Genomic DNA, 12,942 nt, shown 5'->3' on the forward strand with positions numbered 1-12,942 from the left:
ATGCTTTGCGTAGAAAAAAAGTACTTCGGTCAGGACCATCTCCTACTTTTTACAATTTTTATAAAGAATTTTCAGAAGCTGTTTGTGAAAGACCGGTTGCTTTTACAGGCTTTTCCAGACCGGGTGCTGTTCCTGGATCGTTGAAAAAATTCCTACTTGTAATGAAATTGACCACTTTCATACTCCTGTTTTTATTTTTGCATGCACATGCAAGCGTTAACTCACAGACGGTTACCTTCTCCGGACATAATGTAACATTGAAAACGATATTTTCGGAGATAGAAAGCCAGACGGGATATACCGTGGCCGGTAATATATCCTTATTGAGAAACGCAGACCCGGTGACGATTCAGGCCAGAAACGAACCCCTGCAGCGGTTTCTTACAAGGTTGCTGACGAACCGGGAAATCGGGTTTGTTATCAGAAAGAAAACAATTGTGCTCTCAAAAAAGACACTGCTGCCTGAACGTCCGAAAGAAGCGCCCACCCCGGTCACCGCAAAAATTGAAAACAGCTACGCGTTCATAAAAGGAAAAGTGACAGACAGCACCGGCGCGCCTTTAGCACGTGCCTCGGTACATGTAAAGGGTACAGCGAATGGAACTCAAACAGACGAGCAGGGAAACTTTGCCATCGATGCGCAGATAGGGCAGGTGCTGGAAGTGTCATTTGTTGGCTATAACAGCACAGAGGTGGTTATAAGAGATCAGGGGCCGATTACTATTATCCTGTCTGTAATGGAAACCTCTTTGGAACAATTGGTGGTCATTGGTTACGGAACACAAAAGGAGCGGGATCTTACGGGGGCCGTAACAACGGTAAAAGGTGATGATATATCCCGCAAAAATGAAATGCAGCTATCAGTGGCATTACAGGGACTTGTACCCGGGGTTTCTGTTACCAGAAATAGTAGCATTCCGGGGTCATCAAGTACAGGAACGATTCGGGTTAGAGGTGTAACTACCATAGGTAATAGTGATCCGCTTATCCTGGTTGACGGAGTGGAGGTCGAAAGCATTGACCGTATAAACCCGAATGATGTAGAAAATATTTCTGTCCTGAAAGATGCATCAGCGGCATCTATTTATGGTTCCCGGGCTGCCGCCGGAGTCTTACTGATCACTACAAAAAAACCTAAGGGGAATGTTGTAAGTCTTGAATACACGGGCAATATTGGTGCGGTATCGCCTTCAAAGCTCCCTGAAAATGTTGATGTCATCAGATATATGCAGATGATGAACGAAGTGGCATGGAACGATGGCGGAAATACGCCTGGGAATGAATACTCTGTATATGGTGAAAATTTTATTGAAGACTATTATTGGAATAATAGTGTTGATCCGGACAGATATCCCAATATAGATTGGCAGAACCTGATTCTTAAAGATCATGCGCTGTTTACCCAACAGAATATGTCCATTAATTATGGTAACGATGTAGTTAAATTAAGAGCATCTGTAAATTATGATCATGCGGACGGGCTTTACGCTAACAAGTCGGACGAAAGAATATCGGCCCGGCTTAATACAGATATTAAAGTAAATAAATTTATAACGGCTAAAATCAATACGTATTACTTTTACGATTTTGATGAAAGCCCTATTACGAATCCATTCTCTTCCAGTTATAAATATGCCCAGATAGCAGTGCCGTATTGGTCTGATGGATATATCGCACCGGGGAGGTTAGGGGCAAATACATGGGCACGCATAAATTATGGAGGGTGGAACCACAACCAGAAAGACAATTTTCTGGGCAGGTTTGGCCTGGAGATAAAGCCGGTTAAAAACTTAACCGTTTCCGCGTATTTTTCGCCTTCTGTTTATAAGACCAAAGCTACGAATTTTCAAAAGCAGGTCTCTTATTATGACATAGATGACCGCTCGAAATTCGGTGGGTTGATAGATGGGAATCTTACAAATGGCCTCAGGGAATCCCGGCCGGAAATAAGGACATTGACCAAGCAGTTATATGCGAACTACGAAACCAGAATTAATTCGCAACACCATATTTCTGTGATGGCCGGATATGAGGATCAGTATAAAAGGGCGGAGTCTCCTCTTGTGAATACCGACCAGATGGTTCTTTCGGAATTCCCCTTTCTTGATCGGGCAAATTCAAATTATGTACAGGTTAGTGGTGATGCCAGCGAGGTGGCCTCCCAGTCTCTTTTTGGTCGGATGAATTATGATTTTGACAAAAAGTATTTATTGCAAGCCAATGTTCGTTATGATGGGTCATCCAGATTTGCATCACAATACAGATGGGGAATATTCCCTTCTGTGTCCGCCGGATGGGTTCTTACGGAAGAATCATTTATACAGAAGCTGAATTTAAGACCATTATCATTTATGAAGCTGAGGGCCTCATGGGGGGCATTGGGTAACGAGCGAATCGGAAATTATCCTTACCAGGCAATTATGAGCTTTCATGATGTATTATTCTTTAATGACGATAAAATAACCGCCAATACTTCAGCCTCGCAAACCAGTTATAGTATCAGAGATATTACCTGGGAGACAACGAACACCTGGAATATTGGATTCAATGCTGCGCTTTTTAATAACAGGTTGTCTCTTACAGGCGACTATTATAAAAAGGAAACACGCAATATGCTTTTACAGCTCGCTATTCCGAGGTTTATGGGATTTGGCTTACCCGATCAGAATGCCGGTGATATGCATACTACCGGATGGGAGCTGGGGCTGGGATGGCGGGATCAGGCCGGAGATTTTAGATATGCTGTACAAACGCATATATCGGACTATAAATCTATAATGGGGAACCTTTCCGGAATTGTGTTTTTAGGAGATCAGATCATCCGTGAAGGCAGTGAATTCAATGAATGGTATGGTTACCGTTCCGGTGGTTTATTTCAAACCCAAAGTGATCTGGATGCCTCTCCATTGCTGAGTGGTGCAGAAAAGCCCGGCGATGTAAAGTTTATTGATATTGATGGACCGGATGGGAAACCGGACGGCGTCATTGACCCCACACGCGATAAGACGCTGTTGGGCGGGTCTTTACCAAGATATGAATATGGCGGAACCATTAACCTGGGGTACAAGGGATTTGATCTCTCCGTTATGTTCCAGGGGGTTGGCAAACAGCTTGCAAGATTAACCGCTGATATGGCATATCAAACCATTGCCTGGTATACGTTTCCGTCTTTTGTGGACGGTAATTATTATAGTGAATATAATACCCCTGAACAGAATCTGAACGCTAAATTCCCAAGGTTATCCCAGATTGGATATAAAGGAAATAATTACAGCATGTCCGATTTTTGGTTGTTTGATGGATCTTACTTCCGGTTAAAGAACGTGAGCCTCAGTTATACACTGCCTAAACAAATTGTTAAACGGTTAGATGTTAAGGATATAAGGATTTTCGCAACGGTCTCCGATCTGTTTTCTCTTGATCATTATCCCAGGGGATGGGATCCGGAAGCATCTGCTTCAGCTTATATCGCTAGAACATGGACGGGTGGACTTTCTATTAGGTTTTAATTTAAGTCATGAAAATGAAGAAAATAATTAGTGTTTTAACAATTGCATCCATATTTTTCGGATGCCAGAAGCTGGATTTAAATCCATTATCGGAAGGATCCAGTGAAAATTGGTTTTCAAATGAACAGGAATTTGAATTAGCCCTGAATGATTTATATCGTCCGGAGTTATGGTATGTTGAGGCAAGCAGGGCATACAATCTGGATAGATATACCGATGACTGGAGTCAAAGGGAGCAATTATACGAATATGCGTCCGGCACCATTACAAGTGATTGGTCTGACTCTAAAGAAACCTGGATTAATACTTACAAAGGGATTTCCAGGGCGAACATTATTTTAAATAACATCGACAAGGTCAGGGGTACAATTCCGGAAGAAAAGCTGAATCAATTTAAAGGAGAAGCGAGTTTTTTTCGCGGGGCTTTTTATTCGTACCTGGTTTTCCTTTATGGTGATGTTCCTTTTCTGACAAAAGAAGTTACGATAGATGAAGCTTTTGCGATGGGCCGGACCGATAAAGATATTGTCTTAAAGCAAATTTATGCTGACTTTGATACAGCGGCTAAATACCTGCCCCCTCCGGGTTCGGGAGTACGGAGAATAACAGATGGAGCAGCCTATGCTTTTAAGGCCAGAGCTGCAACCTGGATGTTGGATTACGAAACAGCCCGGGATGCAGCCAAAAGTTGTATGGATCTTAAAGAATATTCTTTAGACCCGGACTATAGGAGCATGTTCCTCGCTTCTACGAATTCGTCGCCCGGGTTTATATTCGTGTTGCCCCAATCTATGGAACTGACCGGGACGGAAGCTTTTAATGCTAAATCCTTTGTTCCCCGTTATGCAGGCGGGAACAATGTTGCCCAGCCTTCCTGGGAGTTGTTTTGTTCCTACTTATGTACAGACGGACTTCCTGTCGATAAGTCCCCGCTTTATGACCCGGAGGACCCCTTTAAAAACAGGGACCCAAGAATTTACGAAACTATTGTAGAATTTGGAACTCCCTGGCTGGGGTATATCTATGATCCGGGAGTGGCCCAGACGCTGGAGATCGCTACCGGAAAGATGGTGACGAATAAGGAGTCTCAATTAAGCGATCAGTTTGCGGCCTATAATGGATTATGCCTGAAAAAGGGCGTTGATGAAACATGGGCTGATGATTATTTGTCTGATAACAACTGGATGGTGATGCGCTATGCAGATGTACTTTTAATGTATGCTGAAGCCAAGATGGAATTGAATGAAATAGACGAATCCGTTTTTGATGCTTTGAATTCAATCAGGGCCCGGGCATATAAAGTTCCCAAAACCGCGATAGCGCTTTACCCTTCTATTTCTGAGACGAACCAGGCAAAATTGAGGACGATTATCCGTATGGAGCGCCGGGTGGAATTGGCCTGGGAAAACAGGAGGTATTTCGATTTGATCCGCTGGAGATTAATGGAGATTGCAAATAAGCGGCCGGTTGTTGCCTTGCCACAAAAACCGGGTCTTACAGCTAACATAAATTCAGGAGATTACTTTTTTCCGAAAGGGGCCCTGCCAATTATAGAAGATAACGGTTTAGTTAATTTACAACCCATAATTAATACAGGTAAGGTACGAACGCCGGTGATCCGGGATTTCCAGCCGAAGCAATACCTCTGGCCGATACCTACTGAGGAGATCACTATTAATCCAAACCTGTTGCCCAACAACCCCGGCTACGGCGACTAAAAACGGATTGGATTAAAGACATGAATGTTCATTTAAAAATTAGAGAATATTATGAAAAAGGCGATGTTGTATTGTTGTTACATAGTGTCCTTTGCTCTGTCAATAACCATGCTATCCTGTAAGCGCGAAAGCATTCCAGGTTTAAGTGATTTTGGAAATGGCGTTCCTGAAAATGTGCAATTACTGACGTATGCCGGTGGTAGCATAACTTTTACCTGGAGCCGTATAGAAGAAGCTGCTTCCTATACTGTTCAGTTATTAAGTGCTCCGGACAGTGATACGCCTATCGAACAATATACCACTGTTTCGGGGGACGCTTATACATTCACCGGTTTAAACGAGATAACGGGGTATTATATAAGAGTGCGTGCTAATTTTAATACACCGGAAAATCCGGTTCGGGGAGATTGGGTATATGTTATGGATGGCCAGCAACGAGGGAGGATAATGCCTAAGTATGGTTTTGTAGCGCCCGACTTTGAAGAGCCCGAACCCCCTCCTGCAGTTGAACTTCAGTTATATCCCAACTTCCCCGAAGGATGGGAAGACGAAACCATGTCACACCTGGCAGCGTATGATGTCAATGGCGTAGACGAATTTCCATCGGGAAAATGGCAGTCGTCCCGGATTTACCGTAACGGGGGTTCTACTATTGCCCGGCATCCCGATGGTAAATACGGAATGTTGACGCAAAATAATCAGAATTCTGTTATGGGGATGAATTTCGACCTGCCTTACGGTGCTTCCAAACTATCGTTCTATGTAGGGCCAGCTACGAAAAATGACAATAACATGGGGGATTTTACGGTGGAATATTCTGTGGATTCCGGGAATTCCTGGACAGAGTTAGCTCGCTATACGCTTAGCGACGGCATTCCCTGGAACAGGGACTTCGACGACCCATCGAATTACAAGGAATATGAACTGGATATCAAAGTGCCCGTACGTTTTCGTTTTGTTCAGCATAGTGAAGGTGTAGGTGCGAACAGCCGTTGGACAATCGATGAAATTGCTGTTTACTACTGACACCGCATCTGGATTTTTAGAATAGGAAAAGCAATAAAAATTACTTAAAAAAATCAGTGTATTTATGTATTATAACAAATGGAGCAAACTACTTTTTATAACGCTGTTTTTGACTTGCTGTAATAGAGAAAAAGCAAATTCAAATGCGGGAGGAGGTCCGGATGATCCGCAGGATCCGGTGGTTATTGGGAAGACTTTGCCGGCCTGGCAGGAAGGATATTTGGATATTCACGCCATCAACACAGGGCGTGGAGAGTGTACGTTTCTTATACTGCCTGATGGGACTACTATGATGGTAGATGCCGCAAGCTCGCTTATTGAACCGGACTACGAATATCCACCCCCGCCGAAGAAGCCGAATGACAACATATCTTCCGGCAAAGCCATCTCCAACTATATAAAACATTTTTTGCCTGGATTCAATCAAAAACTGAATTATATCCTGCTCAGCCATTTTCATGCCGATCATATGGGAGGTACAAGTAATGAGATGCCGGTGGGACCGGGTGGTACGTTTCGAAAGAACGGTGTTACCGAAGTCGGTGTTGAGATACCGTTTGATTTGATTCTGGATAGAGGCTATCCTGAATATGATTATCCAATGGATAAAAAGACCACGGACTATGTAGCAAATCTTGTCAGGTTTATCAATTGGGCTAAAAGCACCCGGGGTGCCGCAGCCGGACAATTTGAAGTCGGGAAGAATGACCAGATAACGTTGAAAGTAAATCCATCAAAATACAGTGGGTTTGAGATTCGGAACCTTGCTGTCAATGGAAAGGTTTGGACCGGAAGCGGAACGGAATGGAAAAGTAATTTTCCGACAGATTTAAATGAACTAAATGCGGCTAAACCGGATGAAAATATTTTCAGTGATGTTTTCCAGCTCTCTTACGGCAAATTCAATTATTTCAGTGGCGGCGATCTCCAATATAATGGCAGATCGACAGATGCCTGGAAAGATATTGAAGAACCGATATCTAAAGTTGTTCAGAAAGTCGAAGTGATGAAGGCTAATCACCATGGAACTGCGAATGCGAATAGTGATGCGCTTTTGAATAAATTAAGACCGGATGTGGTGTTATGTCATGTGTGGAGAAGCATACAGCCTAATCCTGCCACGCTGGACAGGTTTTTTGCTGCTAACAATACCTGTAAGGTCTTTGCTACCAATCTTGATAATGAGAACAGGCAACTTTTGGGAGATCGGCTGGCTCATTTTAGAAGTACCGGCGGCCACATTGTCGTTCGTGTTAAACCTGGAGGAGATGAATATAATGTATATGTTTTGGATGATACCAACGAAAAATATGAGGTGAAGGGCATATCCGGACCCTTTAATTCCAAATGAAATAAAAAAATTCAGACTAAAAAACAAACAAATGGACATAACGTTTTCGTCCCGGTTTAAACCTTTAGATAAGGTTTTAGTATACGATGTATTTAATAATGGGTTAAATGGCTGGATGGAGATCATGCCTAACTTTTGTGAGGCGCCCGATTTCGGAGAAAGTCCGAGTATCGTAATTAAATCTCAGTGGCCGCCGGTAATGTTGAGTACCGCGACCTTTCGTTATCCCGGTTCACATGGCTCGCTGTCGGGGCAATACAGCTTAAAAGTTTCTACCAGGCCTATAGCGAATCCTTATGCCGCTCCACCTGCCGCTGGTTCTTTGGGGCAGGCAATAAAGCGGCTTTCATTTCACCATTTAAAACGTAAATACTTACAGTTCGAAATGTGGTTTGCCTATACTGCCGAACAGGACAAAGTGGATGGCAGCGGCCCACAGCCAGGTTTGCATGAAAGTTCCATCCGTTCATTTGGTTTTGGTTGGGATTTGCAGGAACGCGGCAACCGGTATTTCTCGGGTGTCCGGTACCTGAATTCAGTGGATGGCCGGCTTCAAAAAAAATGGCAGTTCATTTATCCCTCTTCAAAAGATGATAAGGATTGGGCCTTCGACACGGAAGGAGACTGGTGCATTAAAGGAGTAGATCCATTTTGGTGCGCAAAGCGATATCCGGATGGAAGACACGATGGCTATTTGGATGTGCCCAATGGCCAGCAGTCTTTGTGCTATAATGAAACGGATTGTAAACTCAACTGGCAGTATGCGCGTTTATTGATTGATACGGAGAAGCGCGAGTACATTGAAATGCAGTGCCAGGATAAAACCTTTGATCTGGGGCGCCATCCGATCTATTGCACGGCACCTTATGAGCGTATCGACGGATTGATGAATCCGTTAATGTGGGTTGAGACGGATACCAACCGACGTGTATTTCTTTATGTCGATTCGGTTGTTATTTCCCAGGAATAATCAATAAGCATTTAAACTAAATTAAAAATGAAACTATTTAATGCTTCACATGTTGAGCTGAAAAGAGATTTTACAGAAGATTTTCAAACCAATCCTCATGAAGGAGGCTGGGCCGATGAATGTATCTTTTTTATTGCCGTAGAGGATATGGAAGGAAAAGACGCCGCATTAAAGGCAGCAGTGGAAATTTCACATGATGGGGTGCACTGGGTGGCCGAAGGCACTGTGTCAGACACCATAAGCTCCCTGGGTTTGCATTTTGTACGTGTAAAGCATTTTGGAAACTGGTTACGGCTTAATTGCTCCATTACCGGCGAACAGCCCGTATTCCGCTTAAATATTCAGATTGCGCTTAAAGGATGATCCGGGCAATTGCCGGCATTGATTTTTACAAAAGATAATACGATAAACTTTCAGTAATGCAGTTAAATGAAAAAAATATTCCGAATTTGCACTCCGGTATTGTAAAACCGGGGTATGGGCGCGCTGCCCTCAGCCATGCTATCGTTCATATCGGCATCGGTGGCTTTCACCGGGCGCACCTGGCGTTTTACCAGGACCAGTTGTTAAGTTCAGGCACCAGTGATTGGGCTATCTGCGGCATTGGTATGAGACCGGAGGATGCCCGGATGCATGAAATATTGAAACGGCAGGATTTCTTATACACGCTTATGGTGAAGCACCCGGAGGGGCGATTGGAACCGGGAGTGATCGGCTCCATCACCGATTTTATACTTACTTTCCAACATCCCGAACAGGCCATTGCAAAGCTTGCAGATGCGTTTACAAGAATCGTATCCTTAACCATAACGGAAGGGGGATATAATTTTGATGAGCACGGTGCATTCATTGCAGATAATGCCAATGTACAATGGGACATACAAAACAGGAATGCTCCTAAAACTGTTTTTGGATTATTAGCGGCTGCATTACAGTTACGAAAAAGTAAAGGGCAGCCGCCGTTTACGGTCATGTCCTGCGATAATATTCAAAACAACGGGGATATGTGTAAAAGGATGTTGCTGTCGTTTACCCGGCTGTTTGATCCGGAGCTGGCCGGATGGATTGAAAAAGAAGTCGCTTTTCCGAATTGTATGGTTGACCGTATTACACCGGTAACCACCACCGAAGATATACAGAAGCTTCAGCAGCAGTTTGGTATTGAAGATGGTTGGCCCGTAACCTGCGAACCTTTTATCCAATGGGTGCTGGAAGATCACTTTCCCGGCGGAAGACCCCGGTGGGAGCAGGTTGGTGTTCAATTTGTAAAAGAAATAGCGCCGTATGAGAAAATGAAGCTCCGTTTGCTCAATGGATCTCATATATTATTAAGTGTGATCGGGTTGCTTTATGGGTACAGAACTGTTGATGAAGTACTTCGTGACAGCGATATCAGGGAGCTGTTAATAAGGTTCATGGCAACGGAGGTAATGCCGATACTTGATCCCGTAGAAGGAATTGATCTGAACGACTACCAGGATAGTCTGATCGAGCGTTTTTCAAATGCATACATTAAAGATCAGCTGACCCGGGTTGCTTCCGAAAGCACAGCCAAGATGCCTAAATTTTTGATTCCGACTGTAAAGGACCAGTTAGATCGGGGAGGCGATGCAGAGAAGGCCATTTTTGGTTTGGCAGCCTGGTGCGTTTTGTTCGAGCGGGAGGGGGAGCCAGGGTTCGAAAATGTACTGATAGACGAACAGCGGGATAAAATGAAAGAGCGGGCTATGAATTCAACGGAGGATCCATTGGCATTCTTGTCCCATACCCTGGTGTTCGGAGATTTAATGCAGAATGAAAAATTTGTAAAAATATATCAAAGTCATTTAGATCGCATCCGGACTCAAGGCATTCAGTCCGCTGTTCAATATCTGTTACAGTAATTTTTCAATAATGAAAGCATTCCTCTTACTTATTTTGATAACGCTTTTCAGCAGCTTATCCCCGTCATGGTCGCAGACCCGCTTTGTTGACGCATCAGAATTAACGCTCATTGGCAAAGCAATGCCCACAAAACACCCTTTTCACCGGGTGGATACAGCGGTGTATAAAGGCCTCACCGCTTCTGAAAATCAGCAGGCACGCTCAACGGCAGGAATGGCGCTGGTGTTTAGCACCAATTCCAGTTTTATTGATGTCCGGGCCCGTTATATTTGGGAGCACAGGAAAGATAACATGACGGGTATTGCCTCCTCGGGGTTCGACCTGTACATAAAGGATCATGGCCGATGGGTATATGCCGGAACGGGAGTGGCACAGGACCGGAACCGGGCGGTACGGATCGTTAATAACATGGACAGGACGCTGAAGGAGTGCCTGCTCTACCTGCCCATTTATAGCGAACTGGAACGCCTTGAGATTGGTGTTGGTATGGAGGCGGTTATTCAATCAATACCCAATCCCTTCAAAGTGAAAACGGTATTTTTTGGTTCCAGTTTTACGCAGGGTACGGCGGCAAGCAGGCCAGGCATGAGCTACCCGATGCAATTGCAACGCCGTTTGAACCTGGATGTTTGCAATCTTGGCTTTGCCGGCAATTCCAGGCTGCAGCCTTATTTTGCCAACGTACTGGCTGCGGTACAGGCGGATGCATTTGTATTTGATGCTTTTTCGAACCCCACTGCTGCCCTTATAAAAGAGCGGCTGGAGCCCTTCGTTGAAAAGCTGGTGAAAGCCCATCCGCATACGCCCCTGATCTTCGTTGAAACGATTCATAGAGGCAAGGCGAATTTTGACCAAAAGGTCAGGGCGGATGAGGCCGCCAAACGAGCCGTTGCGAGGCGTATAATGGGGGCGTTTGTGAGACGGTATACCAATGTGTATTTGGTTACCAATCCACTGCCGGCAGCGCAAACCGGCGATACCTCAGCAGACGGCGTACATCCTTCAGATATGGGGTATCAGCTGTGGGCGCAAAATCTCGGCGAACAGTTAATTAAACTGCTTCATCTCAAAAAGCAATAGAAAAGACCGGCTTGAAATGTAACCGGGAATGGTAAACAGAAATCAGGTGATTGAAATACCGCAGTTAGGATAGCGGTAAAAATGCATATGCAATATCTTACGCTTACAAGGACGGTACCTGTTGTAGCAGACTATGACGTGGTGGTTTGTGGTGGTGGTCCTTCGGGATTTATTGCGGCCATTGCTGCCGCCAGACTTGGCGCCCGTACGGCACTGGTAGAACGTTTAGGTTTTTTAGGCGGGATGGCTACCGCCAGTTTAGTGGCGCCTATCAGCGTATTCAACTATAATGGACGTCGGGTCATTGATGGGATTCCCTGGGAATTTATAGAAAGGTTGATAGACGTAGGGGGTGCGCGGGAAGAGAAGCCACTGGGAAATATCACTTTTTCGCCGGAGAAGTACAAGCTGGTGGCGCAACGCATGGTGTTGGAAGCAGGCGTTTCCCTGTATTTTCATTCTCATCTCACCGGTTGCAAAAAAGAAGGTAACCGGCTGACACATATTTACATCGATAATAAAAATGGCACAGAAGCAATAGCTGCAGGATATTTTATTGACTGCACCGGAGATGCGGATCTTTCCCATCAGGCCGGCGTTCCCATGCAGCCGGTTAAGTCAGAGCTTCAGCCGGCTACGCTCATCTTTATGTTGGGAGGTGTTGATACCGGTATGCTGCCAAAAATCCGGCATAGCGATCAGGGAGTGAATTATCATGATCTGGACATGAAACGGATATTCGAAGCGGTAGGGCAAAAGCAAAAGTTGCCCTTGTATGGCGGGCCCTGGTATTGTGGTGTGCTTGATGAAGGGCTGGTATTACTCAATATTACGCGTACTTACGCAAATATGGCGGATAACCGGCAGGCCTCGCAAACAGAGTGTTTGCTAAGAGAAGATGTGTTCACTTTTGTGGAATTGCTCAGGACGCATGTTCCGGCATTCAGGAATGCTTTTCTTGTCATGACGGCGCCCCAGGCCGGAACCAGGGAAACCCGCAGAATACAGGGGGTGCACACGCTTACGGGAGACGAGTACCTGGAGGCGACCGATTTTCCCGATGCTGTTTCCAGGGGTTGCCACCCTGTGGATATTCATTCTGCGGAGTCTACAAACCAGGTCTGCAAATTCCTGAAGGACGCAGCATTTGTACCTTATCGTTGTTTGATTGCGCCGGGCTATCCGAATCTTATTGTTGGCGGACGGGCGTTTTCTGCTGACGGGATCTCTTCGGCGTCTGTGCGGGTGCAGGCCTCTGTAATGGGGTTAGGGCAGGCTGCCGGTGTGGCCGCAGGGTTATGCGTACCGTCTGGCGCAGACGTTTCAGGCGTGGATATTGGACAATTACGTGCCGTACTGACAAACTGGGGCGCTAATCTGGAAAAATAGAAAGGCTTCACATAT

The 12,942-nt window shown here is 45.0% G+C and carries 10 protein-coding genes; 9 read left to right on the forward strand and 1 reads right to left on the reverse strand.

All coding sequences use genetic code 11. From position 1 onward, the window contains the following. Positions 1 to 58: 58 nt before the first annotated feature. Positions 59 to 181: a hypothetical protein gene (locus tag B160_RS32335; protein ID WP_281163360.1), complete on the reverse strand. Its 123-nt coding sequence runs from the start codon at positions 179 to 181 to the stop codon at positions 59 to 61. On the opposite strand from B160_RS32335, the gene B160_RS28050 reads away from it, so the two are divergent. From B160_RS28050 to B160_RS0100620, 9 genes are all read left to right on the forward strand, one after another. Continuing rightward, on the forward strand, positions 162 to 3,509 hold the full coding sequence (locus tag B160_RS28050; protein WP_018625887.1) for a TonB-dependent receptor: 3,348 nt from the start codon (positions 162 to 164) through the stop codon (positions 3,507 to 3,509). The genes B160_RS32335 and B160_RS28050 overlap by 20 nt on opposite strands. Before the next feature lie 8 nt (positions 3,510 to 3,517). Then, positions 3,518 to 5,227: a RagB/SusD family nutrient uptake outer membrane protein gene (locus tag B160_RS0100585; protein ID WP_051107095.1), complete on the forward strand. Its 1,710-nt coding sequence runs from the start codon at positions 3,518 to 3,520 to the stop codon at positions 5,225 to 5,227. A gap of 108 nt (positions 5,228 to 5,335) precedes the next feature. Continuing rightward, positions 5,336 to 6,253 (forward strand): fibronectin type III domain-containing protein, encoded by a 918-nt coding sequence (locus tag B160_RS0100590; protein ID WP_040679200.1) that lies wholly within the window; start codon positions 5,336 to 5,338, stop codon positions 6,251 to 6,253. 64 nt (positions 6,254 to 6,317) lie between these two features. Then, positions 6,318 to 7,604 carry a ComEC/Rec2 family competence protein gene (locus B160_RS28055; RefSeq protein ID WP_018625890.1) on the forward strand — a complete coding sequence of 429 codons (1,287 nt, stop codon included), beginning with the start codon at positions 6,318 to 6,320 and terminating at the stop codon, positions 7,602 to 7,604. Positions 7,605 to 7,635: 31 nt separating this feature from the next. Next, positions 7,636 to 8,574 (forward strand): DUF6772 family protein, encoded by a 939-nt coding sequence (locus tag B160_RS0100600; RefSeq protein WP_018625891.1) that lies wholly within the window; start codon positions 7,636 to 7,638, stop codon positions 8,572 to 8,574. Between the two features lie 27 nt (positions 8,575 to 8,601). Continuing rightward, positions 8,602 to 8,937, forward strand: a complete 336-nt coding sequence (locus B160_RS0100605) for a hypothetical protein (RefSeq protein ID WP_018625892.1) — start codon at positions 8,602 to 8,604, stop codon at positions 8,935 to 8,937. Between the two features lie 56 nt (positions 8,938 to 8,993). Then, positions 8,994 to 10,457: a mannitol dehydrogenase family protein gene (locus tag B160_RS0100610; RefSeq protein ID WP_018625893.1), complete on the forward strand. Its 1,464-nt coding sequence runs from the start codon at positions 8,994 to 8,996 to the stop codon at positions 10,455 to 10,457. A 10-nt stretch (positions 10,458 to 10,467) separates the two neighbouring features. Further along, positions 10,468 to 11,538 (forward strand): SGNH/GDSL hydrolase family protein, encoded by a 1,071-nt coding sequence (locus B160_RS0100615; RefSeq protein ID WP_026309424.1) that lies wholly within the window; start codon positions 10,468 to 10,470, stop codon positions 11,536 to 11,538. A gap of 81 nt (positions 11,539 to 11,619) precedes the next feature. Continuing rightward, complete coding sequence (locus B160_RS0100620; protein WP_211218024.1) at positions 11,620 to 12,927, forward strand: FAD-dependent oxidoreductase; 1,308 nt, start codon at positions 11,620 to 11,622, stop codon at positions 12,925 to 12,927. The last annotated feature ends 15 nt before the right edge of the window (positions 12,928 to 12,942 follow it).

The organism is Niabella aurantiaca DSM 17617 (genome assembly GCF_000374125.1).
Lineage (GTDB): Bacteria > Bacteroidota > Bacteroidia > Chitinophagales > Chitinophagaceae > Niabella > Niabella aurantiaca.